Source organism: Pseudoflavonifractor sp. An187 (assembly GCF_002160275.1).
Classification (GTDB): Bacteria; Bacillota; Clostridia; order Oscillospirales; family Oscillospiraceae; genus Enterenecus; species Enterenecus faecium.
In genome coordinates, this window is sequence record NZ_NFKG01000001.1 from 120,103 (window position 1) to 145,001 (window position 24,899).

The window sequence follows — 24,899 nt, forward strand, 5'->3', positions numbered from 1 at the left end:
GCGGCCACCTATTTTACACCCAAAAAGAATGCAGGAGTATGCGAATTAAGATGCAGGAGAAATCCTCTTACAGGTTCTCCTTCAGGAAGGCCTCCATGCCGGCAGCAGCGGCGGCCTCGTCACCACCCTCGCAGGTGATGGTCAGGGTGTGGCCCTGCTTGGCGCCCAGCTTCATCAGGCCCATGATGCGCTTGGCATCGGCGGTCTGACCATTGGCGGAAACCTTGATGTCACAGTCGGCGAAGGTAGCGGCAGTCTTAGCCAGCTGGCCGGCGGGACGGGCGTGGATGCCCAGGGGATCTTGAATCACATAGGTAAAGGTAGTCATTGGGGTTTTCCCTCACTTTCACAAACTTTCTTTCTCAGTTCCAACACCCGGGTGGGGGAGACAGACAGTTCGTCGTAGCCCATATCCAGGAATGTCTCGGTCAAAGACGGATCGGCACCCAGCTCGCCGCAGATGCCGCACCAGATGCCAGCCTTGTGGGCATTCTCGGCAATCATCCGCAGCAGACGCATGATGGCGGGGTGATGGGTATCGCCAAACTCCTCCAGAGAGGGGTTCTGACGGTCCACAGCCAGGGTGTACTGGGTCAGGTCATTGGTGCCGATGCTGAAGAAGTCAACCACCTTGGCCAGCTCGTCGCTGATGACGGCGGCGGCGGGGGTCTCGATCATAATGCCGTGCTCCACTTCGCCCACAGGAATGCCCTGCTCCTCCAGCTCCTTGCGGAAGGCGTCGCACATCTCACGCACACGCTTGACTTCCCAGACAGAGGCGATCATGGGGAACATGACGCTGACGGGGCCGTGAGCGCTGGCGCGATAAATGGCGCGCATCTGGGTACGGAACACCTCGGGACGGCGGATGCAGATACGGATGCCGCGCAGACCCAGAGCGGGGTTCTCCTCGGCGTCCAGGTTGAAGTAGTCAGCCTGCTTATCCGCACCAATATCCAGAGTACGGATGACGCAGGGACGGCCCTGCAGGCCCTCAACCACCTTGCGGTAGGCCTGGTACAGATCATCCTCAGTGGGATAGTCCTCGCGGCCCAGATAGAGGAACTCACTGCGCAGCAGGCCCACGCCCTCGGCGTCGCCCTTAATGACGTGCTCCACGTCGGAGGGGTTACCGATGTTGGCGTACAGCTTGATCTTCTGACCATTGCGGGTCACGGAGGGCTTGCCACGGTAGGCCTCCAGCTCCTGCTGACGGCGAATCACAGCCTCACGCTTCTCGGTCATGGTCTTGAGCGTCTCATCATCGGGCTGGATGTAATAGTTGCCCTCGATGCAGTCCACCACCATCATCTGACCGCTCAGGGAGTCGTCCATGGCGATGTCGGCCTTCACCAGGGAGGGAATACCCATGATGCGGGCCAAAATGGCGGTGTGGCTGTTGGCGGAACCGTGCTGGGTGACAAAAGCCAGAATCTTGTCCTTGGGCAGCTGAACAGTCTCAGAGGGGGTCAGGTCCTCGGCAATCAGAATGCCGGGCTGATCCATCTCAAAGCCAGAGCTGCCGCCGCACAGGATGTTGACCACACGGGTGGAAACGTCGCGCACGTCCGTAGCACGGGCCTGCATGTAGGAGTCGTCCATGGAAGCAAAGTCCATGGCAAACTCTTCACCAGTCTGCTTGACAGCCTGTGCGGCGCCCAGGCCGTTCTGGATCTTGGCCTGAATGCTCTCCAGATAGTCCAGATCGTCCAGCATCATCATCTGGACATCCAGAATCATGGCCTGCTCCTCGCCCAGCTCCTTGGTGGCCTGATCCACCAGGTGCTGCAGCTGAGAAAGAGCAACCTCCTTGGCTTTGTCAAACTTCTGCTGCTCCACGGCGGGGTCGCCGCAGGAGACGGGCAGGGTGGCCTGCCCCTTGCGATAGAGATAAGCTGGGCCGATGGCCACGCCGGAGCAAACCGGCAATCCCGAACCTCGTATCATAATGTGCCTCCTAAATTTATCTGATTTCTTTTTTTACTTTTTCAGAGTGAGCAGCACATCGCCAGCCTTCACGGGGCCAGTGTGTCCTTCCACAGTGGAAAAGTTATCGGAATTGCAGATCACCATGGGGGTGATGGTGTCGTAACCGTCCGCCTTGATGGCCTCACGGTCAAAGGTGATAAGCAGCTGACCCTTCTTCACCTTGTCGCCGTTGGCGGCGTGAACGGTGTAGTGGGCACCCTTCAGGTTCACGGTGTCCAGTCCCACGTGGATGAGCACCTCAGCACCGTTGTCAGCCTGTAGGCTCACAGCATGGCCGGTGTCAAACATCATCTCCACGGTGGCGTCACAGGGAGCAACCACCTGAGTGCCAGTGGGGCGGATGGCGATGCCCTTGCCCAGGATCTCCTCGCTGAACGTAGGATCGTTGACCTGGCTGACCGGAACGGCCTCTCCGTCCATCGGGGCGTAGATCACCAGATCGTCTGCATGCGAAGACTTGCCCAGCAATTTGTCAAATAGTCCCATGTTCCTTCACTCCTTCTTTTCCTTTATTGATGCGGTGTAAGTGAACAGCCAGATAGGCTTTCTGTTCCTTGGATAATTCTTTTCCGCAGGCTGTTTCCAGCTCCTTGGTGAGGATTTCCGCCAGATGATAGTCCTGCGGGAATGCCTGCATAATCAGGTCAGAGAACTGCTCGTCTGCCGGGAGAGTATCCCGGGGGGAATAGAGGTCCAATGCCAAGAACTTCAGATGAATGACCAACTCATCATAATAGATGGTGGTTCGATCCAAATGGAACTTGTCATTGGACTCCAGCGTATGCAGCATCTGGCCCAGTGCCTGGGTGACCTTTAAGGTAATACCCAGAGACATCTCATGCTCAGCGTTGACCAGGTGTAGGGCAATGGAGGCCGCCTCGTCCTGGGGAAGCGTCACGTTGAAACGACGCTGAATCTCCGTCAAAGCGTGACAGCCGATGTTGTACTCCTGGGGATAAAACAGACGGACTTCCGTATGCAGGGCATTGGTAAACCCCATACCGGATTCCGCCCGGCGGATGGCAAAGCAGATGTGGTCGCACAGCGTCAGATAAATTCCCTCGTTGAGGGGATGATCCAACACTTGGGTGGCATATTGAATCAGCTCTGTACAAAACTCCACCTGAGGCTGGGGACAGCGGGCCAGCAGGTCCTTCAACTGTTCCAGATTTGCGGGATTGGAGATGCTGAACACCTTTTCCACGCGCTCCTGATCAATCACCGCGCCCTGCTTGACACCAAACCCAAGTCCGCGTCCCATGACGATGTGTTCCTGTTTGTTCTCGTCCAAGCAGCTAACAATGTTATTATTGATCGTTTTAAGCACATGGAATACCACCGTAATTCCTCCTCTGAACGGAAATCGAAAGGACGAAAAAAGAGAAAAACCAGGCCTCACCCGTAACAGAGAATTGGGCACCGCCCAGACACATCAGCTCTGTAATTTCGTCAAGGTGAGTCCCGGTTTTGCCCGCCTATGCGGTAACAATCCAAGCTACTGGATAAATATTATAAAATAAGCTTGGATTTGTCAATAGTATTTTAGACAAAAGAGATAAGACCGGACTCATTCACAAAATTTCACTGAAATTTTTGTTGATATTTACCTTTGCATTTTGAGTCATTTTTGGGTTAGTGCTGCATAAGCGCTGCGTACTAAGCCCTCATCTGTGTAAAATCGCTCATATTCACTGGCTAAGGGCAATCCCATAGGAACTCCCTCCCGGCGGAACCGCATACCGCCCTCCACCGTGCGTTTTCCCGACATGTGGAACGCGGAAATTCCTGTGCGCTCCCGGATAACCGGAATGTTCTCCGGGCTCACGCCGCTGCCTGCCAACAGGGTAATCCGCCCGTCCGCCTGCTGTTGCAGCTGGGCCAAAGTCTCCACTCCCTCCAGGGCTGTGGCCGCCTGACCGGAGGTAAGGATGGTGTCAAAGCCCAGGGTGACCGCTGTCTCCAGGCCCTGCTGGGCATCGGCGCACACATCGAACGCCCGGTGCAGCGTTTTCCCCAGAGGTCCGGCAGCCTCAACCAGGGAAGAGAGGAAGGGTACATCCAAGGTCCCATCCGGGCACAGCGCACCAATCACCACGCCGTCTACACCGAGAGAGCGGCACAACTCCACCTCTTTGTACAGGATTTCCTGTTCAGAGGGGGTGTACAGGAAATCGCCGAAGCGAGGGCGCAGCAACACGCGCACCGGCACGTCCAACTTCTGTACCGCCTCAATGAGATAGGGGCTGGGACTGGTCCCGCCAATGATCAAATTGCCGCACAGCTCCAGTCGGGTGGCTCCACCCGCCGCTGCAGCACGGGCCGATTCCACGCTGTCGACACAAATTTCCAAAGTCATCATGACCGCCTCCTGTCATCGGTAGAATGCTTTTATATATCATAAACAAAAATTGCGCGGAGCACAAGTGGTATTCTTTTCAAGTGGGCGCAAAATAGCACCCTCAGCTTTCTGTTGCCGGAAAGCTGAGGGTGCTGGTTCTCATTTCAGGCCGAGGGGAGTAATTGCGCAGTAGTCTTCGATGGTGCCGTGCTTTTTGAAGCACTCCAGGATTTCCTTGCCCACGGGGTGGAGCTCTTCCACGTCAAAGGCCTCCAGCTCTTTGGCGAAGAAGTCGTAGAGAATCTGGGCACCCTTCTGGTAGCCCTCCATTCCCATCTGCTCCTGAGTCTCAGGATGCAGGAAGGTGGTACGGATCTCCTGGCCGTCCACCTTCATCTCCTTCATGCAGTAGCCCAGCAGGGAGCAGGGGGCGGGGGTGAGACGGTCCATTTTCATATTCACGCCGCCGCGGCGGGCCAGATACTCTCTGGCAATCCACTCCGCAGCAAAGCCGATGCGATACACACCGATGTGCTGGTTGGGAATCAGGACATACTTGGTGTTGGGAGAGTTCAGAATCTGCTCCAGCAGCAGGTTGGCCTGCACCACCTTACGGCCAGTAGCAAAAGGCCAATAGGAACCCACGCCTTCACTGGCCAGGGGAGAGTTTCCGCTGATGCTGGGGTTCTTAAAGCCACGGGGGGCCACCAGACGCCACAGCCAAGCCAGAGCGGGGGGGATGATGTGCATCAGACCCATGATACCGTAGTCCGGGTGAGCGGCGCTGGAGGGAGGCATACGCACGCCGAAGCTGCGCACATCCACCTCCACAGGGGACATCTCGATGTTGTCCACCATAGTGCGGGGAATAATCACACGGGGGTTGGGGCAGGGCTTGCCGTTGGAGTCCATGGTGTGGTCCCAAACCAAGCAGGTAGCACCGGGAACACCGTCGATGTTGAAGAACATCAGAGGCTTCTCGCTCTCAATGGTGATGCGCTCGTACATGGGATCGCTGCCATACTCGGTGATGCCGTCCACACGGAGGAACCAGCCGTCCTCACCATCGTACAGAGCCAGCTTGCCGCTCTCCGTCTGGAAAGAGGGGTGGCAGATGGCCATATCATCGGTGACCGGGTGAATGGTACAGGTATCGCTCATGTGCAGGTAATCCCGCTCGCCGTTCTCCAGGTTGGTGCCCAGCAGCACACGGCCATCGGACACACGGTGCACATCCTGAAGCAGCTCGCTCTTGCCGCCGCCAGAAGCGCCCTCGTGCATCATCACCATCTCATTCTCATAGGGAGTGACAATACGGGCAGCGGAGGCATGGGCAGTCACCCAGCCCTCCTGTTCGCCGATATCCAGCAGCACACTGTAAATACCCTTCTTGGCGGAGGGGCCGGGATAGAGGTTATAAGAGAACACCTCATGGCGGTCCTCCAGACGATTGTGCACGCACACCTGTCTGCCGTTGAAGTGGGTGTGGCGGAAGGGGGGAGCGACATAGACAATGGCGCGGGGCTTAAAGTTGTGAATGTCCTTGCCACTGACAAAGGACTGGAGCTGAGACAGAGCAAAGGCAAAGAAGGCCGCATTGCGGGGGCACACCAGCAGAGCCTCATAGCCATACTCCTTGCCGCCCGCCATAAAGGGCACCAGAATCAGCTCCTGACGGGCCAGCCACTGATAGGTCTCGATCTTCAGTTTCTCGAAGTCGTAGCCGTACACATCCTTAAAGCGGGGCTTATCCGTGGGGAGATCATCGCCAATGCGCATACAGTCCGGATCACGACGGCGCATATAGTCCTCGGTGAAGTTGACGGCAGCACCGTTCTTGCAGCGGGAGACCACTGCCTCCTTCACTAGCTCACCATTGACCCGGTAGCAGACATCCACCTGATTGGTATTGGTTCCGTTATTGCCAAAAATCAGGCCGTACAGCATCTCCTCCGTCTTGGGAATGATGATACTAGGGCTGTTGTCCAGTATCTTTTCCAGGTCGGGAGGGAGCACAAACTCTTCCAACAACACGTTCATGTACCGCAACCTCTTTTCCGTGACATAGTTTGAAATTTAACATACTACACGTAGAGTATCAAACTTGACGGCGACTTGTCAACCACTCTTTTCTTGCAAGACCATTTTTCCCGTCTTGCATTTTCCGGTTTTTTCTAATTCGATTTAACCGTTCTGATTTGATTTGTACCACATTTATCTAGAAACTCCTTCCATACCACGACAATTTTTCCTGTTTTCTCGTTTCAGATATCCTTTTTCATAAATGGTCGAATTTTTGTGAGGAAATCAATATTTCATACTTTGTTAACATTTTCCCTTCGCTTCCCAAGACATCTTGCATTTTGCCTTATTTTCCTGTATACTCACAAAAGATACAGCTATTTAGCGAAAAAAAGCAAACGAGTGAGGTACCCCATGAAAATTGCAGAATTGTTTGGCCAAGGCCGCCCTGTATTCTCCTGTGAGATCTTCCCGCCCAAGCGGGATTCCCCCATTGACAGCATCTATCGCACGTTAGATGGATTGAAGGATATTCGCCCTGATTTCATCAGCGTGACCTACGGCGCAGGGGGTGGCGGTAACGTCAACCACTCCACCCAAGAGATCGCCTGCATGATTGAAAATGAGTACCACATTACCGCTATGGCCCATTTGACCTGTGTGGGCTGCACCAAGGAGAGTGCTCTAGAGGTGATGAACACCCTTAAGGCCGGAGGCGTGGAGAACATTCTGGCGCTGCGTGGAGACCACAACCCCAACGCAGTCTCTCACACGGACTTTCTCCACGCCGATGACCTGGTGTCCTGGATTCGGCAGCACGGGGACTTCGGCATTTCCGGGGCCTGTTACCCCGAGGGACACCCGGAGAGCCCCGACGTGGTCTCTGACATCCGTTATCTCAAGCAGAAGGTGGATGCCGGTGTGACTCACCTGGTTAGCCAATTGTTTTTTGACAACGACGATTTTCTCCGTTTCTGGGAGCGGTGCCGTCTGGCTGGGATTGAAGTGCCCATTGAGGCGGGGATCATGCCGGTGCTGAGCAAAGCCTCCATCCAGCGCATGGTGTCCATGTGCGGTGCCTCTCTGCCCCGGAAGCTGACCCGCATTTTGGCCCGCTACGGCGATCACCCCCAGGCCATGCGAGAGGCGGGCATCGCCTATGCCATTGACCAAATCTCCGATCTCATCGCCGCCGGTGTGGACGGAATTCACCTGTACACCATGAACAATCCTCAGGTGGCCCGTCAGATCAGTGACAGCATCACCGCCATCCGCAGCGTATGATGGAAGTACAGCTTTCGTCCCTGGATATCTCCGAGGTGCTGCGGTATATGGGCTGTCCCGCCCACCAGGCGGACCAAGCGCTGGTGGAGACGGTAACGACCTGCGCCCAGGCACTTGTAAAAACGGCTCGTCCCCGGTGGACCTATCGCACCTTCTCCATCTCTCTGGAGGAGGAGGGGGTGCGCCTGTCCACCGGGCTTCTTCTACCTGGGCAGGACCTTCGCACTCACCTCAGCGGCTGCCATCAGGTGGCAGTGTTCTGCGCCACCCTGTCCCCACAGGTGGACAGTCTCATCCGGCAGGCGGAGAGCCGGGACATGCTCCAGGCCCTGGCTTTGGATTGCTGCGCCACTGCTGCGGTGGAACAGGTCTGCGATGAAATCGAGACATTCCTTCACGGAGAGTATCCGGGGTGCTATTTCCCCTTCCGGTATAGCCCCGGGTATGGGGATTTGCCCCTGTCTCTCCAGGGCCCGCTACTGGCCCTGCTGGACGCCCCCCGAAAAATCGGGCTGTGCGCCAGCGCCACCCACATTTTAACCCCCCGAAAATCGGTCACTGCTCTCATCGGTGTGTCTCACACACCTGTGACAGACACCAAGCGAAGCTGTCTGAGCTGTCCTGCCGGGGAGCATTGTCAATATCGAAAGGCAGGCGGTCACTGTGGATCTAAATAAGTTACTCACCTCCGGTCAACCCATCTTGCTGGACGGCGCCATGGGCACCATGCTCCAGGCCAAAGGGCTGCCCACAGGCGCAACCCCTGAGTTGGTTGCCCTGGAACACCCCCAGTGGTTGCTGGACATACACACAGCCTATCTGGACGCAGGCAGTCAGATTGTCTACGCCAACACCTTTGGGGCAAACCGAGAAAAACTGGCCCATTGCGGGGTCACTGTGGAAGAAGTCGTACAAGTTGCCGTCTCTCTGGCCAAGCAAGCCGCCCAGGGCAGGGGACTGGTGGCGTTGGATATCGGACCCATCGGCCAGCTGCTCCAGCCCACTGGCACTCTGGAATTTGAAGAGGCAGTGGATATATTTGCCCAGGTGGTACGGGCCGGTGTGGCCGCTGGGGCTGACCTGGCCGTCATCGAGACCATGACCGACCTACAGGAGGCCCGAGCCGCTCTGCTGGCCGTGAAAGAGAATAGTTCCTTGCCCGTCATGGTGACCATGACCTACGAGGCCACCGGGCGCACCTTCCTGGGTTGCAGCCCCGCCTGCGCCGCTCTGACCCTGGAGGGAATGGGGGCTGATGCCATCGGCATCAACTGTTCCCTGGGTCCCCGGGAGATGCCTCCCCTGGTGGAAGAACTGATTGCTTGGACCAACCTTCCCATCGTGCTCAAGCCCAATGCAGGCCTGCCCCATCCGGATGGCTCTGGTTATGACATCACCCCGGAGGAGTTTGCCCAGAGTCTGGCCTCCCTGGCTCAGATGGGGGTACAGGTATTTGGCGGCTGCTGCGGCACCACACCGGAGTATATCCGGCTGCTGCGGGAGGCGCTTAGCCAAACCCAGGTGCGCCAGGTGCCCCGCCACGTGCCTCCAGCGGTGTGCAGCGCCACCAAAGTGGTGCCCATTGACCGAGTGCGCGTCATCGGTGAGCGCATCAATCCCACGGGCAAAAAGCTGATGAAGGAAGCGCTCCGTAGGGGCGATGTGGACTATATGCTGGGTCAGGCCCTGGCCCAGGTAGACGCAGGAGCGGATATTCTGGATGTCAACGTGGGTTTGCCCGATATTGATGAGGCTGAGATGATGGTGGCAGCAGTAAAGGCCATTCAAGGGGTGACAGATGCCCCCTTGCAGCTGGACTCCACTGACCCCGCCGTGTTGGAACGGGCCCTACGGGTGTACTGCGGTAAGGCCATCGTCAACTCAGTGAACGGGGAAGATGCTACCAGCGACAAAATTCTCCCCTTGGTGAAACAATACGGCGCCGCTGTGGTGGGCCTCACTCTGGATGAAGAGGGCATTCCCCAGACCGCCCAGAAACGGGTGGACATTGCCCGCCACATTCTGGACCGAGCCATGTCCTACGGCATTCCCAAACAGGACGTGTATATTGACTGTCTCACCCTCACGGTGTCTGCCGAGCCCACTGGGGCGGTGCAGACCCTCCAGGCCCTCCGACAGGTGAAGGAGGAGTTGGGCCTGAAAACGGTGCTGGGAGTGTCCAACATCTCTTTCGGCCTCCCCGCCCGGGGACTGGTCAACCAGAATTTCCTGACTATGGCCATGGCGGCGGGGTTGGACCTACCCATTCTCAACCCCAACGTGGATGCCATGATGGCAGCCGTGCGCTGTTACCATCTGCTGACCACGGTGGACGAGAACGCCGCCGACTTCATCGCCGCCTACGGCAACGCCACCGTATCCACCTCCATCACCACCACAGCCGGGACTTCCGCTTCTCCCACCAGTACCTCCGGCACTCGAACGCTGGAAGAGGCCGTGGTGGCTGGGCTAAAAGCAGAAGCCGCCGCTGCCACCCGCAGTCTGTTGGAGCAGCGAGAGCCCATGGACATTGTCAATGAGATGCTCATTCCCGCTCTGGACAAGGTTGGGGCCGACTTCGAGCAAAACCGGGTGTTTCTGCCCCAACTCATCCAGTCTGCCGGAGCCGCTCAAGCCGCTTTTGACGTCATCCGCCAGCACATGGCCACGGGCGACCAGGAACAGGTGGACCGGGGCACCATCGTGATCGCCACGGTGAAGGGGGATATCCACGACATCGGCAAAAACATCGTCAAGGTACTGCTGGAGAACTACGGTTACACCGTGGTGGACCTGGGCCGGGATGTAGACCCCCAGAAGGTAGTGGAGGCCGCCCAGCGCCACCAAGCCCCGCTGGTGGGACTGTCCGCCCTAATGACCACCACAGTCAAGAACATGGAAGAGACCATCGCCCAACTCCGTCAGGCCGGATTGACCTGCAAGGTGATGGTGGGTGGAGCCGTGCTTACCCCGGAATATGCCGCTCAAATCGGCGCTGATTTCTATGCCAAAGACGCCAAAGACTCCGTAGACATTGCAAAGCGTGTCTTTTCTACCGCTATGTGATCTGGTCACAGAATGAAAACTCCCGGCATAGTATGATACACGTATCAAATCGTGGGAGGAAGACAGATGCGTGTTGTGAAACGAAACGCCGTGGTGGACCAAGCCCTGTGTGTGGCCTGCGGCTGTTGTGTCAAGTTTTGTCCCTTGTCAGCTGTTGAGGTATTTCATGGATTGTATGCCAAGGTAGACCCGGCCCGCTGCGTGGGGTGCGGGAAGTGCGCCAAAGAGTGCCCGGCCTCTATCATCCGTATTCAGGAGGTGGGAGCATGAAGGGAAAGCGTTGGTACGACTATCTGTGGATTGCCACAGCCCTCTACCTAGTCCTAGGCTTTTTTAACATTCTCTTTGCCTGGCTGGGCCTTCTGTGCTTTTTCATCCCTCTGATTTTGGCCGTTGCCACCGGGCAGAAGAGCTACTGCAACCGTTACTGTGGCCGGGGTCAGCTTCTGGGTCTGCTGGGAGGCCGGTTTGGACTATCCCGGCGGAGAGATATGCCCCAGTGGATGAAGAGCCGGGGATTCCGCTACGGCTTTCTGGTGTTCTTCTTTGCCATGTTCTTTCTCATGCTGTGGAATACTTATCTGGTGTTTGCAGGTGCCCAGAATCTCTCTCAGGTGGTAACCCTGCTGTGGACCTTCCGGTTGCCCTGGCACTGGGCCTACCACGGCACGTTGTTCTCTCCCGGTGTGGCTCAGTTTGCCTTTGGCTTCTATAGCGTCATGCTCACATCCACGCTGCTGGGTCTTGTGACTATGGTGCTCTTCAAGCCCCGCTCCTGGTGTGTCTACTGCCCCATGGGCACCATGACCCAGCTGATCTGCCAGGCAAAATACAAAGAAAAATAAGTAGAGGAAAGCTGCTGCGAGGAAATCGCAGCAGCTTTTTTATCGCTCACTTAATTGTCGCAAGGCTGCTTCATTCTCGATCTTCACCACGCCCCGGGAGAGGGAAACCAGACCTTCGGATTGGAAGTATCGAAGCATTCGGGTGACTACCTCCCGGGCTGTCCCCATGTGGTTTGCAATTTTCTCGTGGGTGAGAACCAGCTGGTCCGTGCCGTCCAACACGCTCTCCTGGAGGAGAAAGTCCGCCAGACGCTTGTCAAAGCTCTTCCACATCACCTGTTCCATCAGCCACATGACCTCAGAGAACCGAGCACTCATCACCTCATTGGTGTAGTTGGCCACGGCAGAGGACTGCTCCATGAGGGATTTGTACACGTCCGGTGGGATAATCCAGAACTCTGCGTCCTTCTCCACCTCAATCTGAATGTCAAACTGGATGCTTTGCAGCATACACGAGGCAGAAAACAGGCACATATCCCGCTCAAAGAGGCGGTACAAGGTAATCTCCCGCCCCTCGTCCGAGAGAATGTACGCCCGCAGCTGTCCGCTGCACACCAACAGCAACCCCAGGCAGTCCGCCGAACCGTTGTGGAGCACGGTCCCCTTGGTAGCCTGGGCTTTGGAGGCAGAGGCAGTAAGCAGGTCCTGCTGGGCTTGGGTCAGTTGGTCCCAAATGGGGAAATATTGAGAAATACTCATGGTTTCACCTGATTATTTTCTTCCGGTCCGCTTTTTGCGGGAATTGCTGGGCTTGGCCACTGCCCACCCAGCCTTTTTCTTCTTGTGCTCTTTCAGCGCAGTGGTGCGGGAAGTGTCCCCCTTGGCCTTGGGCTTTCCGCCCTTGGATGTGTTGGGACGCTGACTGGAGGCTCCAGGTTTCTTCCCGGACCACTGACCACCCTTGGGACGGATGAGGCAGTGCTTGTCGTAACCGATCAGATCTTCCCGTCCTGCCTTCACCAGGGCCTCGTGGACCAGCATATAGTTTTTGGGGTTGCGGTACTGGATGAGCGCCCGCTGCATGGCCTTTTCGTGGGGGTTGGTGGGCACATACACTGGCTTCATGGTGCGGGGGTCCAGTCCCGTGTAGTACATAGCGGTGGACAGGGTAGAGGGGGTGGGGTAGAAGTCCTGAACCTGCTCGGGCATATAGCCCAAGTCCCGCAGATACTCCGCCAGAGCCACTGCCTCTTTCAGCGTAGAGCCGGGGTGGGAGGACATGAGATAGGGCACCACATACTGTTTCAAACCACACTGCTCGTTGAGCCGCCTGTACTTGACCAGGAACTTGTCGTAGACTGCCCGGGGCGGCTTACCCATCTTCTCCAGCACCGGGTCGGCGATGTGCTCGGGAGCCACCTTCAGCTGGCCGGACACATGATACTTCACCAGTTCCTTGAAGAAGGTGTCATTCTGATCGGCCAACAGGTAGTCAAAGCGAATACCGGAACGGATGAACACCTTTTTCACCCCTGGAATTGCCCGGAGTTTGCGCAGCAGGGCCAGATAATCGCTGTGGTCCGCAATCAGGTTCTTACAGGGTTTGGGGAAAAGGCACTGCTGAGTGGGACACACGCCCTTGGTCAGCTGCTTTTTACACGCGGGCTGACGGAAGTTGGCGGTGGGGCCGCCCACGTCGTGGATGTATCCCTTGAAATCCGGCTCCCACACCATCTGCTGGGCCTCTGCCAGGATGGACTCGTGGCTCCGGGTCTGGATGATACGCCCCTGGTGGAAGGTGAGGGCACAGAAGCTACACCCACCAAAGCAGCCACGGCAGGATACCAGGCTGAACCGCACCTCCTCAATGGCGGGCACGCCGCCAGCGGCCTCATAAGAGGGGTGATACGTACGCATATAGGGCAGACCGTACACCCGGTCCATCTCCGCCTGACTCAGCGGCTTCTGGGCTGGGTTCTGGATGACGTATTCCCGGGGGCCATAGGGCTCCACCAGCGTTTTTCCAGAGAAGGGGTCCGTATTGCAATACTGAGTGTAGAAACTCTGAGCATACTTACGCTTATCCTCACACAGCTCTTGATAGGAGGGGAGGGTCACATAGGGCACCATCAGGTCCACCTGGGTGGCACGGTATACGGTACCATTGACAAAAGTGATGTCCTGGGGTTTCAGGCCGCTGTCCAGAGCGTCCGCCACCTCCACCACAGACCGCTCGCCCATGCCGTACATGAGCATGTCCGCCTGACTGTCCAGCAAAATGGAGCGTTTAAGCTTGTCCGACCAGTAGTCGTAGTGGGCCATGCGGCGCAAGCTGGCCTCAATGCCGCCGATGAGAATTGGGATATCCTTGTACACCCGGCGGATGAGGTTGCAGTACACCACCGTGGCATAGTCTGGCCGCTTCCCAATCACTCCACCGGGTGTAAAGGCATCCATCTTGCGGTGCTTTTTGGACACGCTGTAGTGGTTGACCATGGAGTCCATATTGCCGCCAGTGACCAGAAAGCCCAGACGGGGCCGACCCAGGACGGTGATGGACTGGGGGTTCTTCCAATCAGGCTGGGAGATGAATCCCACTTTATATCCTGCCGCTTCCAGCACACGGCTGATGATGGCATGGCCAAAGGAGGGATGGTCCACATAGGCATCCCCAATGACGTAGACAAAGTCACACTGTTCCCAGCCTCGCCGCTCCATATCCGCTTTGGAAATTGGCAAAAAGTCACGCATGGTGCGTCCTCCTTCATTTGTGCATCAATTGACAGCCCTCTATTGTATACGAAAAGATTCCACCTGGCAATGGGTTTTTCATTTCCAGTCTTATAGGAGGTTTTCCTCCTGTACCTTCAGCACAAACTGTCTGCCCTCCACGGTCAACAGGCCATCCCGCTGCATTTTGCTCAGCTCGTTGGACAGGGCACTGCGCTCCACATTGAGATAGTCTGCCAGCTGCTGACGATTAAAGGAAATTGTGAAAGAAGGGCTCTTGTGCTCTGCTGCCTGGGCAGAGAGATAGGTCAGAAGTCGACCCCGAATGGTCTTGGCGGTAGTAAAGGCAATTTTCCGGGAGAGCGCCAAATTCTTCTGGGCCGAGATGGAGAGTAGGTTCTGCACCAGTCTCTGGTGGAATCCGCACCCATTGCTGCACACCTGGAGCATGTGGGGCGTCTCCAAAAAGAGGACGGTACACGGCTTTTCCGCCACCACACTGACCATCAGCGGCTCGTGCGGGATGCAGGTGTAGGTCTCCGCAAACATCTGCCCCGGCTGCACCGAGTCTAACACACTGGTATTGCCCCAGAAGTCGTCCCGCTGAATGCAGACGCTGCCCTCTAACACCATCCCCATGGCGGTGACACATTCTCCAGCTCCATAGATCAGCTGCCCCTTGGAAAAGGACTGCTCCCTGCCGTGGAGACACCCCAGCATGGCAGTGATATCCTGAGGGGCTATCCCACGAAAGAGGGGAGTCTGGGCCAAAAACGTCAAATTCATTGCAATTCCTCCCGGAGCTTCGGATCATCCATTTCATTGTAAGGGGTATCACCTCTCCCGTCAACCATATTGCAAGGCGACACAGGAGACGGTATAATATGGCTTGTCTATTTTACCTGGAGGAGTGACCCCTTATGATTCATTTTCAGCATTTTAACTTTAACGTTTTGGACCTGGACAAGAGCCTGACCTTCTACAAAAATGCCCTGGACCTGGAGGTCGTGCGGGAATACGTCCCGGAGGACGATTCTTTTAAACTGGTATATCTGGGTGACGGCAAGACCCCGTTCCAGCTGGAGCTGACTTGGCTGCGAGACCGCACCGATCCCTACAACCTGGGCGAGTGCGAGTTTCACCTGGCCTTTGTCACCGACGACTACGAGGGCCTCCACGCCCGGCACCAGGAGATCGGATGCATCTGCTACGAAAACCCCGACATGGGCATCTACTTTATCACCGACCCCGACGGGTACTGGATTGAGATCGTCCCCGAAAAGTAAACCGGAAAACATCCTTGGGCCCGTTGCCGCATCTGGCAACGGGCCCAAGTTTCGCTTCTACGATCTCTTTTGATCGAAGGCGGGGTTGGTGAGATAGACATTTTTCTGGTCCATCCGCTCCTTGGCCCGGTAAATGGCCTCGCCAAAGCGCTGGAAGTGGACGATTTCCCGCTCCCGCAGAAAACGGATGACATCGTTGACGTCGGGGTCATCCGACATACGCAGGATGTTGTCATAGGTCACACGGGCCTTCTGCTCCGCGGCCAGGTCCTCGGTGAGGTCTGCGATGATATCGCCCTTCACCCCAATCCCAGCAGCATTCCAGGGGGAACCGGAGGCGGCCGTAGGATAGACGCTGGCAGTGTGGTCGATGAAGTAGGGGGCAAAGCCGCCTTCCCGCAGCTGCTCCTGGGTGAGGTTTCGGGTGAGCTGATGGACAATGGTGCCGATCATCTCCAGGTGTCCCAGTTCCTCTGTCCCTACAGAAGGGTCAAAATGATGCCTATCTTTTCACGTTGGAACAGAACACATAACTGTCACCCCTGGACTCCATGGTAACCTCCCACGCCGTACCGTCATCCTTGGTGTATTGCAACTGCACCTGCTGGTCCGAGATATGGGTGCCGGAGGTAATGGTACACCATTGGAAGTTGGTATCTCCGTGCACCAAATAATAGGCGTTCGATTGCTCCAGATAGTGGAACTGTTCCAGTCCCTGCTGTTGGGTGTCCGTCAGGCCCATGCCCAAACCTCCCTCCAGCACCTGGTCCATCTCCTGCCTGGTCACCTTGATAACACCGCTGTACTCTGTCATGGGTTCCAGCTCACTCAGTTGCTCCCGCTCCGTCTGAGAGAGCTGGGCAGCCGTTCCGTCTATCCCGTTGTAAAACAGCTCAAATAGATTGATTTCACCGGGGGAGGTATACTCACTGGTTAGAAATTGATTGTGCATATTCCCGGTGCTTCCGTTGAAGAACTCCTGATTGAAATAGTCCAGTTCCTCCTGGGTCAGAGAATGCGTAGCCTCTTTCGGTCGGCAGGACACCAGAGACCCGCACAGCAACACAGCTCCACATATCAGCAACAGAAGGAACGTGGGCGGACGTCTCCGCTTCCACTCAAACAGGTTGAGAATGCGAATTCCCGTCTCACGAGCCGTCCGGGAAAACGCCGTGGTAAAAGGCGAACGAGGCGGAGTCGGTCGAACCGATTTCATAGCAATTCTCCTTTCCCATCAAACTTTCAAATGAATGCTTCCCTTGGTATTACTCCCGGTGATGGTGACTTGATAGGAATCAGTTTGAGAAATCTCCAGATGGAATTGGGAGGTGTCTAGATTGTCATTCTGGTAGAGCGGGGTGCCGTCGCCCCCTTCAATGGCGATGCCCAAGGTCCCTTCATCCACCTGCAGCGCCACATCCAACACATCGCCAGACTGCAAACGCATGGTGTGAGTAAAGCTTCCGTTGAGGATGGAATAGTCCAGAGCGATCTCATCGGGATTCAATAGACTGCTTCCATTAAACCGCGCCCCACTGTTCAACAGCTCCTCCCAGGAAAGACCACCCCAGCCGCCGCCAAAGAAGAAATTGAGGTCGGGAACCTCCGAAGTCTGTGGCGTTTCTGTCTCCTCTGGCATCCCCGTAGTTTGTGGCTTCTCGGTCCCCTCTGGCACAGAGTCCGTGGTCAGAGGAGGTGGGTCATCCACTACAGCAGTGTGGCAGGAGACCAGAGAGCCGCTGAGTACCACTCCAGCACACACCAGGCCCAGCACCGCCAGGGGAGGCCGTTTCTTCTTCCACTGGAACAGACTACGCAGACGCAATCCCATCTCCTGTGCCGTTGGAGAAAAGGGCGTGGTAAAGGGAGAATGAGGTGGAACCGGATGCTTGTTTCTCTTCATAGCTTCAAACTCCTTTCACACACCGCCCCAGGCCACCCGAACCTCTTGGGGCACACGGGAGGCATCAAAGCGGAAGTGGGCCTCCACCGGAGACCGCCCCAGATAATCCTCTTCCCGGCGAAATTGACCTGCATTGTGCAGAATATAGGGTTGGCCGCTGCGGTTGCGAAGGTCGGATACCACTCCGATGTGTTTGCCCTCGTTGAAGATCACAATGTCACCGGGCTGCCACTGGTCAATATCCGTAATATCACAGGTCAACTCCAGAGCGTAGGCCTGGAAGAAGGCCCATAGATTTTTCACCCTGCGAAAATCAATGTTGGCATCCCGGTATTGAATGTCTGGATAGCGGTCCGGGTATTGGCGCACGTCCTGGTCCACCATATCCCGCAGAGAATAGCCCGCCTGCCGGAATGCCCGCCAAACCATATCGGTACACACCCCTATGTCCTCCGGTGGATACCCTCCGGCGTAATATCTGCCGTCATAGGTGGGGTGGTTCTCTGCGTCTTGCTTGGCTCCCAGCAGAAAATCCGTGTAGTCATCCACGCCGTTGTGGTTATAGTCCTGAGAGCTGTACACCACGTCAATGCCGAAGTGCTGGGAGGAGTAGGTCCGCTTGGGCAAGATGCCGTAATATTGCAGAACTACGACCAGGGCCAACACCAAAACTCCTACACTTGCCAGGATCATCACCCAGGTTTTTCTCTTGTGCATCTCCCATCCCTCCCATCATGTTTGCCGATGGACTCTGGCTGCCGCCTGGAGGATGGTCTCCCCATAAGCCAGACGCTCCTCTTCCGGTAACACGGTCAGTGCCATCTCGTCACAGGCCAGTTCAATGTCTCGGTCCACCTGACGCACCATCAGCCACATCACCGGATTGAACCAGTGCACCGAAACTGTCAGCATCACCAACGCTTTCAGCCAGATATCTCTGCGGCGGTAGTGAATCAGCTCATGGAGCAAAGCATAGTCCAATCCATCCTCTGGCGATGCGTTCTGAGGTAACATCAGGGCAGGGGCCACCAGTCCCGTCAACATGGGCACCTCCAGCCCGGGGCACGCCAATAACTTAGGTACACGCTTAAGATTCAACCGCTGGGCCTGTGCCGCATATCGGCAGCACACCTCTTCCCGGGTCTCCACCGATGCCCAGCGTCTTAGATAGCGGCGCAGCCTCATATGGGACACCCCGCTCCACACCAGAACCCCGCACATCCCCAACAGCCACACCCCACTTACGATGTGAGACATGGTAAGCGCTGGCGCTTTCTCCTCCTCATCGGGATGAATCTGGGGAGCAGTTCCCGTATTCGGGGCAACCGTGGGCGCAGCGGATACCGCCACCGGGCGGTCCATCTGGGGCACGGTCATCTGAACCGGGGCTTGGACCTGGGGTACTAGGGGCAACAAAATGATCAGACGTAGACACAGCAGCGCCCAAATCACACACCGCCACTTGGCCGCATATCTGGCCCGGGTAACTCGTGCCACTCCCATGAGAACCAGCGCCACCACGCCGCCCCCCAGGGACAGGGCAAACAGATCCATCAAACACTCATCCATGGTCCCCTCCACCCAATTGGTCCAGGAGAGACCGGAGGTCCTCCACCTCCTGTTTCGTCATACCCCCCTTGGCCAGTGCGGCCACAAATTTGCGGGGAGAGCCGTCATACAGTTTGGAGAGAATGGAATGGCTGTCAAAGGTGAGGTATTCCTCCCGACTCACCAGAGGCGTGTAGCGGTTGAGCTTTCCGTCCCGTCTGGCGCTGACAAACCCCTTCTCCGTCAAACGAGTCAGGTACGTGTTCACCGTGTTGGAAGCCAGCCCCAGGGGCGCCAAGGTCTCCTCCAGCTGTGCCCGAGAGGTATCCGCTCCGCAGGCCCACAGGGCCTTCATCACTTCCAGCTCACTGTCTGGCAAATGCTTCATGGTATCACCAACTTCATATGTAGTAGTTAATTATATACTACACTTGAAGTAGATGGTTGTCAAGGGATTTTTGCCTATCTCTCTCCGTATACATGAAGCCAAGAAGGAGGAGGGGAGACACATGAAGCCCAGATTTGCAACCCTGTACGAAATCCAAGATGCCCGCCCTGTCTCACCGGAGACAGACCCGGAATTTTTTCAGCTACTCCGTACCAGTCTACTTCTGGCCCTAGGCGAACAAGGGATATTGGAGCGGGAGCAGATAGACCTGGCCTTAGAGCAGCTAGAGAAGGGCAAACGGCTATGATTTCCGTGGCCAGCTATTGCCGAGTCTCCACCGATAAGGAGGACCAGGCAAACTCCTTTGCCGCTCAGCAGCGCTACTTCTCCCAGTACATCCGCCAGCACCCCCAGTGGGAGCTGTATCGCATCTATGCCGACGAGGGTATCACAGGCACCAGCACCAAACGGCGGGTAGCCTTTCAGCGGATGATTCAGGACGCCCAGGCCGGGAAATTCCGTATCATCCTCACCAAGGAAGTCAGCCGTTTTTCCCGAAATCTGTTGGACACCATCGCCTATACCAGGAAACTCAAGGCCCTGGGTGTCTCCGTCATTTTTCTTACCGACGGCATCAACACCATGGACCCGGACGCAGAGCTACGGCTGTCCATTATGGCCTCCATTGCCCAGGAGGAGAGCCGAAGGACCTCGGCCCGGGTGAAATGGGGACAGACCCGGCAGATGGAGCGGGGGGTGGTATTCGGGCGGTCCATGCTGGGATATGACGTGAAAGATGGCGTACTCTCCATCAACCCAGAGGGAGCCCGTCTGGTGCAGCGTATTTTCCACCTGTATGGGGCGGAAAAATTGGGCACCACACAAATTGCCCGGTTGCTGGAGCGGGAGGGAGTGCGCACCTTTTCCGGGAACCCCCATTGGAGCAGCAGCCACTTGGTGAAGCTCTTAAAAAATGAAAAGTATGTGGGGGACCTGGTGCAGAAAAAGACCTACACTCCCGATTATCTCAGCCATGCCAAACGGCAAAACCACGGAGAAGAGCCGATGATCACCCTGATAGACCATCACGTTCCCATCATCTCCCGGGAGCTGTGGAATACCGTACAGCAGGAGTTAGCACAGCGCAGCAAGCACACCTCACAAAGCCGTTCCGTGCACTATGCTCTGTCTGGTAAGATCAAATGCGGGGTATGTGGCGCCACCTTCGTAGCTCGGCGGCGCAAGCGCCCGGACGGAAGGGTCAGCCTCCGGTGGAGCTGCGCCTCATCCGTCCGTGGAGGGTGTAAGATTGCCCGCATGCTCCGGGACGATGATGCCAGGCAGATGTTCCGTCAAGCCCTGTTTGCTCTGGAGTTGAGTCCTTCCAGCCTACTTACCTCCATGACCCATCTGCTTCATGGAGAGAACCCCAACAGAGAACAGATGGAGCGAGAACAAGTGCACATCTTAGACCGAAAAACCGTCCTTCTGGACGCCTACGCCTCTGGGCATATCACCAAGGAGGAACTGGCCCTTATGAAAGAGACGTACGACCGAAAACTCACCAATCTGGAACAGCAGTTGCAAGCCCCTTCGCCAGATATCATCCCAGAGGAAGCAGTGGAGCACATTCTCCAACACCCAGAGGCCAGCGATGCCCTATGCAAGCTGCTAGTGGAGAGCATCACGGTCTGCCCCCAGCGAATGGTAGAGCTAAAGCTATATCATCTCCCCATGAAGTTCCGATTTCGAGATGGAACTCCGCTTGCCAGCGGGTAGGAAAAAGACTATACTAATGGTATCCTCAGAAAAGGAGGGGGTACCGTGGACACTCCCATTGTGCAGCGCCTGTTCGCCCTGCAAGATTTGACCTATCAGAAGTTTCAGTGTAAACTCATGCCCACCGTCAGCCCAGACGTGGTCATCGGCGTACGCATGCCCGATCTCCGCCGACTGGCAAAGCAATTGCGGGGCACTCCTGAGGCGGAACACTTTCTCAACCAGCTCCCCCACACCTACTACGAGGAAAACAACCTCCACGGCCTGTTGCTGTGTGAGCACAGGGGATATGAGGAGACCGTAGAGGCCCTGAACCGTTTTCTACCCTATGTAGACAACTGGGCCACCTGTGATTTGCTCAGCCCCAAGGCCTTTGGAAAACACCCGGAGGCCTTGCCTCGCCAGGCGTGGACCTGGATGCAATCCCACCACACCTATACCGTGCGCTTTGGCCTGGGCGTTCTGTTGCGTTTCTACCTGGACAGATATTTTTCGCCAGAGTACCTGGATTGGGCCGCAGAGGTGAGAGCAGAGGACTACTATGTCCAAATGACGGTGGCGTGGTACTTTGCAGAGGCCCTGGTAAAGCAGCCGGACGCCGCCTTACCATATCTCATCCAACACCGACTCTCCCCCTGGATTCACAACAAGACCATCCAAAAGGCCACGGAGAGTTTTCGCATTGACCCGGAACAGAAGGCATTTTTGCGCTCTCTACGGGTTAAATAAATCTATATACCAAACACTGAGAGGAGTTTTTATCATGAGAATTGCAGTTACCTATGAGAACGGACAGATTTATCAGCATTTCGGACACACCAAGCAATTTAAAGTATACGACATCGTAGATGGAGCCGTGGCGAGCACCCAGATCGTGGACACCAACGGCAGCGGGCATGGAGCCCTGGCTGGATTCCTCGGCGACCTGCATGTGGATGCCGTCATCTGCGGCGGCATTGGCGGAGGCGCTCAAAATGCCTTGGCCAACGCCAACATTCAGCTCTACGGCGGTGTCTCCGGCGAGGCCGATGAGGCAGTAGAGGCACTGTTGGCCCAGACCTTGAACTACAACCCCGATGTCAAGTGCAGCCACCACGGGGAGCACCATCACCATGACCACACCTGTGGCGACCATGGCTGTGGTGGTCATGACCATGGAAGCCACTGCTCCCATGAATAATCGGAATGCAGCGGAGATTTTCGCTGTATACACCTTCCCTTGTGGTTCTTTTCGCATCGAGCAGGCGGGGGACTGTATCGTCTCTATCTCCGCTGTGCAAGGTCCGGTTCTGGACTATGGGACCCCCACACCGCTGACCCAGCAGCTGGCCAGCCAGATGGAGGAATACTTTCAGGGCAAACGTAAGGACTTTGATATCCCATATTCCCTTCATGGCACTCCGTTTCAGGAGCGGGTCTGGAAGGCTCTATGCCGCATTCCATATGGCCATACACGCAGTTACCGGGATATCGCCGCAGAAATTGGACAGCCCAAAGCCTGCCGGGCTGTGGGCATGGCCAACCACCGAAATCCCATGATGCTGGTGGTGCCTTGCCACCGGGTCATTGGGGCAGACGGCTCCTTGGGTGGCTACGCCGGAGGGCTGGAACTAAAGCGATTTCTTCTATCTCTGGAACAAAACCATACCTCATGATCAAAAAGCAGCGGTAAGTCTTGGCTTATCGCTGCTTTTATTCACAATTTGTTTCTGGACAACGGTAGCCAAATAAGATACACTGTGGCTACCTATACAGAAAGGGGGAAGATTCCCCAATGAAACTCTTGCTGCGTATCACCAAGATTTTTACCTGCATTGTGCTGGCGTGCACGGTGCTGGGCATTGTGTCCGTATTTGCCATTAACGCACGGGTCACCCATGTGGGAGGGGAGCGAATCCTCACCGCAGAGCAGGCCGCAGACCTGACCAACGTGGACTGCATTCTGGTGCTGGGCTGCGGCGTCAAGGCCGATGGCACCCCCAGTCTCATGCTGGCGGATCGTCTGGAGCGGAGCGTGGAGCTCTATGAGCTGAATGTGGCACCGAAACTGCTGATGAGCGGCGATCACGGACGGGAAGGCTATGACGAAGTGAACGCCATGAAGCAGTATGCCATGGCCGCCGGTGTTCCGTCCTCCGACGTCTTTATGGACCACGCCGGATTTTCCACCTATGAGAGCATGTACCGGGCAAAGGAGATTTTCCAAGCCCAGAAGGTGGTCATTGTCTCCCAGGAATACCACCTGTATCGGGCCATCTACATTGCCCAGGCTCTAGGGCTGGATGCCTATGGAGTCGCCGCTGACGGGGAGAACTATGCAGGGCAGTGGCAGAGAGATGCCCGGGAAGTCCTGGCTCGGGTCAAAGATTTCTTCACCTCCATCTGGAAGCCTGAGCCTACTTATCTAGGCGAAGCCATCCCCGTCAGTGGAGACGGAGATGTGACCAACGACGGTTAACCTCTGGGGCGGCGGGGCAGTTTTGAGCCCCGCCGCCTGGGCGAAAAAATTTTTCAAGAAAACGCAAATTCCCTCTTGCATTTTTCTTTCTCGTATGCTAGTATATCTAAGGTCAATCGACCGAGCAAAATTGAACATCCGGGTGTGGCGAAGTTTGGTATCGCGCTTGACTGGGGGTCAAGAGGCCGCAGGTTCAAGTCCTGTCACTCGGACCAAAAACACTGCTGATAAAATGTCAGCAGTGTTTTATTTTTTGCTTTGACGGCGGCTTTTTTCATAGAACTTTTCCACCCTATGGTGCACAGAGCGTAAGCTCTAGGGGCCATAGGTATCATTTTGACCCTTCTGTACCGATATCGGTGAGTAGCCCTTTCAGCTCTGGCCATGGCATGGAATACCGCTGGCTGAGATAGCGCAGGGAAGCACCCAGTTCGCCGTCTGGGCCACCGTATTGACTGATAATCAGGGCAGCCAGCTTGGGATTAGTGTTCTTGATGCGCACGGGGTACTGTAGCTTTTTCTCATAGACAAACATCAGCGCATTCCTCCTTCCTGACGATACTCCCAGGGCCAGGGATCATTGAGCCAGGTGTACTGGTCCTGATTGGCCGCCGCCTGCTGGGTGAGTGGCCCATACATGGCCTCGTAACGGCGTCGGCCCTCCTTGGCCAGCTTGGCATACTCCCGGAAGAGGTCGAACGCCTCTTTGTCCTGGGGATGGGTGTCCAGATACAGGCCCAGCTCGGTGAGGACAAAACTCAAGGCCTGGAGCTCCAAGGCCCCAGTCTGGGCCGGAGTGGCCGCCACTGCGTTGATCTGGAAGGGCAGATTCAGGCCGGGAAACAGGGTGCCGTTGGCCAGAGCGTCCTGCTGGGAATAGGTCTGGCTCCCGTTCTGCTGAAACGGAACATAGGGGACCGCCAAGGGCGCGCAGGATGGGAGTGTCCCCATCCCGTCACCACAGGGGCGGTTGGTGGGTTCGTTCATATTCAAAAGAATAGCCTCCTCAAACATTTTAGCATCACATGCCACACCATCCTATGCCATCCTCACCCAGGTTGACAGCCACCCGCAAAAACTGCATATTGAAATGCTGTGAAAACTGTGGTACAATGCCATTAAATAAGCTGAATGGAGGGATATCCATGACTCACGTCAAGACTCTCAACGGTGCTACTCTGAAGCAGAGCGCTGCTCACGGTGGCTGCGGCGAGTGCCAGACCTCTTGCCAGTCCGCTTGCAAGACTTCCTGCACTGTCGCCAATCAGAAGTGTGAGAACAATCACTAATCATTGATTAGACACCGGAAAGGGTGGGCCTTGT

27 protein-coding genes, 1 tRNA gene and 3 pseudogenes are annotated in these 24,899 nt (G+C 56.2%); 14 read left to right on the top strand and 17 right to left on the bottom strand.

What is annotated here, in order from left to right:
- Positions 1 to 67 precede the first annotated feature (67 nt).
- The 6 genes from B5F22_RS00575 to B5F22_RS00600 form a co-directional block, all read right to left on the bottom strand.
- Positions 68 to 328, bottom strand: a complete 261-nt coding sequence (locus B5F22_RS00575) for an HPr family phosphocarrier protein (protein WP_087230097.1) — start codon at positions 326 to 328, stop codon at positions 68 to 70.
- Positions 325 to 1,947 carry a phosphoenolpyruvate--protein phosphotransferase gene (ptsP, locus tag B5F22_RS00580; RefSeq protein ID WP_087389692.1) on the bottom strand — a complete coding sequence of 541 codons (1,623 nt, stop codon included), beginning with the start codon at positions 1,945 to 1,947 and terminating at the stop codon, positions 325 to 327. Before ptsP ends, B5F22_RS00575 begins: the two co-directional genes overlap by 4 nt.
- A gap of 33 nt (positions 1,948 to 1,980) precedes the next feature.
- Positions 1,981 to 2,475 carry a PTS glucose transporter subunit IIA gene (locus B5F22_RS00585; protein ID WP_087230092.1) on the bottom strand — a complete coding sequence of 165 codons (495 nt, stop codon included), beginning with the start codon at positions 2,473 to 2,475 and terminating at the stop codon, positions 1,981 to 1,983.
- Complete coding sequence (locus B5F22_RS00590; RefSeq protein ID WP_087230089.1) at positions 2,462 to 3,409, bottom strand: PRD domain-containing protein; 948 nt, start codon at positions 3,407 to 3,409, stop codon at positions 2,462 to 2,464. Before B5F22_RS00590 ends, B5F22_RS00585 begins: the two co-directional genes overlap by 14 nt.
- 201 nt (positions 3,410 to 3,610) lie before the next feature.
- Positions 3,611 to 4,345: a copper homeostasis protein CutC gene (locus tag B5F22_RS00595; protein WP_242955021.1), complete on the bottom strand. Its 735-nt coding sequence runs from the start codon at positions 4,343 to 4,345 to the stop codon at positions 3,611 to 3,613.
- A 141-nt stretch (positions 4,346 to 4,486) separates the two neighbouring features.
- Complete coding sequence (locus B5F22_RS00600; protein WP_087389697.1) at positions 4,487 to 6,367, bottom strand: DUF4914 family protein; 1,881 nt, start codon at positions 6,365 to 6,367, stop codon at positions 4,487 to 4,489.
- A gap of 396 nt (positions 6,368 to 6,763) precedes the next feature.
- Here B5F22_RS00600 and metF point away from each other — a divergent pair, with 396 nt between their 5' ends.
- From metF to B5F22_RS00625, 5 genes are all read left to right on the top strand, one after another.
- Positions 6,764 to 7,633 carry a methylenetetrahydrofolate reductase [NAD(P)H] gene (gene metF, locus B5F22_RS00605; RefSeq protein ID WP_087230080.1) on the top strand — a complete coding sequence of 290 codons (870 nt, stop codon included), beginning with the start codon at positions 6,764 to 6,766 and terminating at the stop codon, positions 7,631 to 7,633.
- Positions 7,630 to 8,310, top strand: a complete 681-nt coding sequence (locus B5F22_RS00610) for a methionine synthase (protein ID WP_143482139.1) — start codon at positions 7,630 to 7,632, stop codon at positions 8,308 to 8,310. The genes metF and B5F22_RS00610 overlap by 4 nt, the downstream gene beginning before the upstream one ends.
- Positions 8,297 to 10,699 carry a homocysteine S-methyltransferase family protein gene (locus B5F22_RS00615; RefSeq protein WP_275532463.1) on the top strand — a complete coding sequence of 801 codons (2,403 nt, stop codon included), beginning with the start codon at positions 8,297 to 8,299 and terminating at the stop codon, positions 10,697 to 10,699. Before B5F22_RS00610 ends, B5F22_RS00615 begins: the two co-directional genes overlap by 14 nt.
- Positions 10,700 to 10,765: 66 nt before the next feature.
- A complete protein-coding gene (locus B5F22_RS00620) occupies positions 10,766 to 10,969 on the top strand; it encodes a 4Fe-4S binding protein (protein WP_087389702.1) in 204 nt (67 codons plus the stop codon).
- A complete protein-coding gene (locus B5F22_RS00625; RefSeq protein ID WP_087389704.1) occupies positions 10,966 to 11,544 on the top strand; it encodes a hypothetical protein in 579 nt (192 codons plus the stop codon). Before B5F22_RS00620 ends, B5F22_RS00625 begins: the two co-directional genes overlap by 4 nt.
- A gap of 39 nt (positions 11,545 to 11,583) precedes the next feature.
- Here B5F22_RS00625 and B5F22_RS00630 read toward each other — a convergent pair whose 3' ends face one another.
- From B5F22_RS00630 to B5F22_RS00640, 3 genes are all read right to left on the bottom strand, one after another.
- A complete protein-coding gene (locus B5F22_RS00630; RefSeq protein ID WP_087389706.1) occupies positions 11,584 to 12,243 on the bottom strand; it encodes a Crp/Fnr family transcriptional regulator in 660 nt (219 codons plus the stop codon).
- 12 nt (positions 12,244 to 12,255) lie between these two features.
- Entirely contained in the window at positions 12,256 to 14,235 is a 1,980-nt protein-coding gene (locus tag B5F22_RS00635; RefSeq protein WP_087389708.1) for a YgiQ family radical SAM protein, read from the bottom strand.
- Positions 14,236 to 14,325: 90 nt separating this feature from the next.
- Positions 14,326 to 15,000, bottom strand: coding sequence for a Crp/Fnr family transcriptional regulator (locus B5F22_RS00640; RefSeq protein WP_087389711.1), 675 nt, complete (start codon positions 14,998 to 15,000; stop codon positions 14,326 to 14,328).
- A 134-nt stretch (positions 15,001 to 15,134) separates the two neighbouring features.
- On the opposite strand from B5F22_RS00640, the gene B5F22_RS00645 reads away from it, so the two are divergent.
- Complete coding sequence (locus B5F22_RS00645; protein ID WP_087389715.1) at positions 15,135 to 15,500, top strand: VOC family protein; 366 nt, start codon at positions 15,135 to 15,137, stop codon at positions 15,498 to 15,500.
- Positions 15,501 to 15,557: 57 nt separating this feature from the next.
- On the opposite strand, the pseudogene B5F22_RS00650 reads toward B5F22_RS00645, so the two are convergent.
- The 6 genes and pseudogenes from B5F22_RS00650 to B5F22_RS00675 form a co-directional block, all read right to left on the bottom strand.
- Positions 15,558 to 15,983 (bottom strand): annotated as a pseudogene (locus B5F22_RS00650) (manganese catalase family protein); the annotation flags it as partial.
- A 19-nt stretch (positions 15,984 to 16,002) separates the two neighbouring features.
- The gene (locus B5F22_RS00655; RefSeq protein ID WP_143482140.1) at positions 16,003 to 16,716 is read right to left on the bottom strand and encodes a hypothetical protein; all 714 of its coding nucleotides are present in this window, start codon (positions 16,714 to 16,716) and stop codon (positions 16,003 to 16,005) included.
- A gap of 18 nt (positions 16,717 to 16,734) precedes the next feature.
- The gene (locus tag B5F22_RS00660) at positions 16,735 to 17,403 is read right to left on the bottom strand and encodes a hypothetical protein (protein ID WP_087389721.1); all 669 of its coding nucleotides are present in this window, start codon (positions 17,401 to 17,403) and stop codon (positions 16,735 to 16,737) included.
- A gap of 15 nt (positions 17,404 to 17,418) precedes the next feature.
- Positions 17,419 to 18,120, bottom strand: a complete 702-nt coding sequence (locus B5F22_RS00665) for a DUF1287 domain-containing protein (protein ID WP_242955022.1) — start codon at positions 18,118 to 18,120, stop codon at positions 17,419 to 17,421.
- Between the two features lie 15 nt (positions 18,121 to 18,135).
- The gene (locus B5F22_RS00670) at positions 18,136 to 18,972 is read right to left on the bottom strand and encodes a M56 family metallopeptidase (RefSeq protein WP_087389723.1); all 837 of its coding nucleotides are present in this window, start codon (positions 18,970 to 18,972) and stop codon (positions 18,136 to 18,138) included.
- The gene (locus tag B5F22_RS00675) at positions 18,965 to 19,339 is read right to left on the bottom strand and encodes a BlaI/MecI/CopY family transcriptional regulator (protein WP_087389726.1); all 375 of its coding nucleotides are present in this window, start codon (positions 19,337 to 19,339) and stop codon (positions 18,965 to 18,967) included. The genes B5F22_RS00670 and B5F22_RS00675 overlap by 8 nt, the downstream gene beginning before the upstream one ends.
- Before the next feature lie 121 nt (positions 19,340 to 19,460).
- Here B5F22_RS00675 and B5F22_RS00680 point away from each other — a divergent pair, with 121 nt between their 5' ends.
- From B5F22_RS00680 to B5F22_RS00710, 7 genes and pseudogenes are all read left to right on the top strand, one after another.
- Complete coding sequence (locus tag B5F22_RS00680) at positions 19,461 to 19,646, top strand: hypothetical protein (protein WP_087229902.1); 186 nt, start codon at positions 19,461 to 19,463, stop codon at positions 19,644 to 19,646.
- Entirely contained in the window at positions 19,643 to 21,118 is a 1,476-nt protein-coding gene (locus tag B5F22_RS12180) for a recombinase family protein (protein WP_158096561.1), read from the top strand. The genes B5F22_RS00680 and B5F22_RS12180 overlap by 4 nt, the downstream gene beginning before the upstream one ends.
- A gap of 45 nt (positions 21,119 to 21,163) precedes the next feature.
- On the top strand, positions 21,164 to 21,847 hold the full coding sequence (locus B5F22_RS00690) for a DNA alkylation repair protein (protein WP_087389729.1): 684 nt from the start codon (positions 21,164 to 21,166) through the stop codon (positions 21,845 to 21,847).
- A gap of 31 nt (positions 21,848 to 21,878) precedes the next feature.
- Positions 21,879 to 22,298, top strand: a pseudogene (locus B5F22_RS00695) (NifB/NifX family molybdenum-iron cluster-binding protein); the annotation flags it as partial.
- On the top strand, positions 22,231 to 22,773 hold the full coding sequence (locus B5F22_RS12710; RefSeq protein ID WP_275532464.1) for a methylated-DNA--[protein]-cysteine S-methyltransferase: 543 nt from the start codon (positions 22,231 to 22,233) through the stop codon (positions 22,771 to 22,773). The pseudogene B5F22_RS00695 and the gene B5F22_RS12710, both read left to right, overlap by 68 nt.
- A 119-nt stretch (positions 22,774 to 22,892) precedes the next feature.
- Positions 22,893 to 23,576, top strand: coding sequence for an ElyC/SanA/YdcF family protein (locus B5F22_RS00705; protein WP_087389737.1), 684 nt, complete (start codon positions 22,893 to 22,895; stop codon positions 23,574 to 23,576).
- A gap of 138 nt (positions 23,577 to 23,714) precedes the next feature.
- Positions 23,715 to 23,791, top strand: a tRNA-Pro gene (locus B5F22_RS00710).
- Between the two features lie 128 nt (positions 23,792 to 23,919).
- Here the strand turns inward: B5F22_RS00710 and B5F22_RS00715 are convergent.
- Positions 23,920 to 24,111, bottom strand: a pseudogene (locus B5F22_RS00715) (manganese catalase family protein); the annotation flags it as partial.
- On the bottom strand, positions 24,111 to 24,563 hold the full coding sequence (locus B5F22_RS00720) for a spore coat protein CotJB (protein WP_087390076.1): 453 nt from the start codon (positions 24,561 to 24,563) through the stop codon (positions 24,111 to 24,113). The pseudogene B5F22_RS00715 and the gene B5F22_RS00720, both read right to left, overlap by 1 nt.
- Before the next feature lie 158 nt (positions 24,564 to 24,721).
- Between B5F22_RS00720 and scfA the strand changes: the two genes are divergently transcribed.
- On the top strand, positions 24,722 to 24,865 hold the full coding sequence (gene scfA / locus B5F22_RS00725) for a six-cysteine ranthipeptide SCIFF (RefSeq protein WP_087229878.1): 144 nt from the start codon (positions 24,722 to 24,724) through the stop codon (positions 24,863 to 24,865).
- Positions 24,866 to 24,899: the final 34 nt, after the last annotated feature.

Coding starts and splice junctions, on each gene's coding strand:
- B5F22_RS00575 (WP_087230097.1), bottom strand. CDS start 328: ATGACTACCTTTACCTATGTGATTCAAGATCCCCTGGGCATCCACGCC.
- ptsP (WP_087389692.1), bottom strand. CDS start 1,947: ATGATACGAGGTTCGGGATTGCCGGTTTGCTCCGGCGTGGCCATCGGC.
- B5F22_RS00585 (WP_087230092.1), bottom strand. CDS start 2,475: ATGGGACTATTTGACAAATTGCTGGGCAAGTCTTCGCATGCAGACGAT.
- B5F22_RS00595 (WP_242955021.1), bottom strand. CDS start 4,345: ATGACTTTGGAAATTTGTGTCGACAGCGTGGAATCGGCCCGTGCTGCA.
- B5F22_RS00600 (WP_087389697.1), bottom strand. CDS start 6,367: ATGAACGTGTTGTTGGAAGAGTTTGTGCTCCCTCCCGACCTGGAAAAG.
- metF (WP_087230080.1), top strand. CDS start 6,764: ATGAAAATTGCAGAATTGTTTGGCCAAGGCCGCCCTGTATTCTCCTGT.
- B5F22_RS00610 (WP_143482139.1), top strand. CDS start 7,630: ATGATGGAAGTACAGCTTTCGTCCCTGGATATCTCCGAGGTGCTGCGG.
- B5F22_RS00620 (WP_087389702.1), top strand. CDS start 10,766: ATGCGTGTTGTGAAACGAAACGCCGTGGTGGACCAAGCCCTGTGTGTG.
- B5F22_RS00625 (WP_087389704.1), top strand. CDS start 10,966: ATGAAGGGAAAGCGTTGGTACGACTATCTGTGGATTGCCACAGCCCTC.
- B5F22_RS00630 (WP_087389706.1), bottom strand. CDS start 12,243: ATGAGTATTTCTCAATATTTCCCCATTTGGGACCAACTGACCCAAGCC.
- B5F22_RS00635 (WP_087389708.1), bottom strand. CDS start 14,235: ATGCGTGACTTTTTGCCAATTTCCAAAGCGGATATGGAGCGGCGAGGC.
- B5F22_RS00640 (WP_087389711.1), bottom strand. CDS start 15,000: ATGAATTTGACGTTTTTGGCCCAGACTCCCCTCTTTCGTGGGATAGCC.
- B5F22_RS00645 (WP_087389715.1), top strand. CDS start 15,135: ATGATTCATTTTCAGCATTTTAACTTTAACGTTTTGGACCTGGACAAG.
- B5F22_RS00655 (WP_143482140.1), bottom strand. CDS start 16,716: ATGAAATCGGTTCGACCGACTCCGCCTCGTTCGCCTTTTACCACGGCG.
- B5F22_RS00660 (WP_087389721.1), bottom strand. CDS start 17,403: ATGAAGAGAAACAAGCATCCGGTTCCACCTCATTCTCCCTTTACCACG.
- B5F22_RS00665 (WP_242955022.1), bottom strand. CDS start 18,120: ATGCACAAGAGAAAAACCTGGGTGATGATCCTGGCAAGTGTAGGAGTT.
- B5F22_RS00670 (WP_087389723.1), bottom strand. CDS start 18,972: ATGGATGAGTGTTTGATGGATCTGTTTGCCCTGTCCCTGGGGGGCGGC.
- B5F22_RS00675 (WP_087389726.1), bottom strand. CDS start 19,339: ATGAAGCATTTGCCAGACAGTGAGCTGGAAGTGATGAAGGCCCTGTGG.
- B5F22_RS00680 (WP_087229902.1), top strand. CDS start 19,461: ATGAAGCCCAGATTTGCAACCCTGTACGAAATCCAAGATGCCCGCCCT.
- B5F22_RS12180 (WP_158096561.1), top strand. CDS start 19,643: ATGATTTCCGTGGCCAGCTATTGCCGAGTCTCCACCGATAAGGAGGAC.
- B5F22_RS12710 (WP_275532464.1), top strand. CDS start 22,231: ATGACCACACCTGTGGCGACCATGGCTGTGGTGGTCATGACCATGGAA.
- B5F22_RS00705 (WP_087389737.1), top strand. CDS start 22,893: ATGAAACTCTTGCTGCGTATCACCAAGATTTTTACCTGCATTGTGCTG.
- B5F22_RS00720 (WP_087390076.1), bottom strand. CDS start 24,563: ATGAACGAACCCACCAACCGCCCCTGTGGTGACGGGATGGGGACACTC.
- scfA (WP_087229878.1), top strand. CDS start 24,722: ATGACTCACGTCAAGACTCTCAACGGTGCTACTCTGAAGCAGAGCGCT.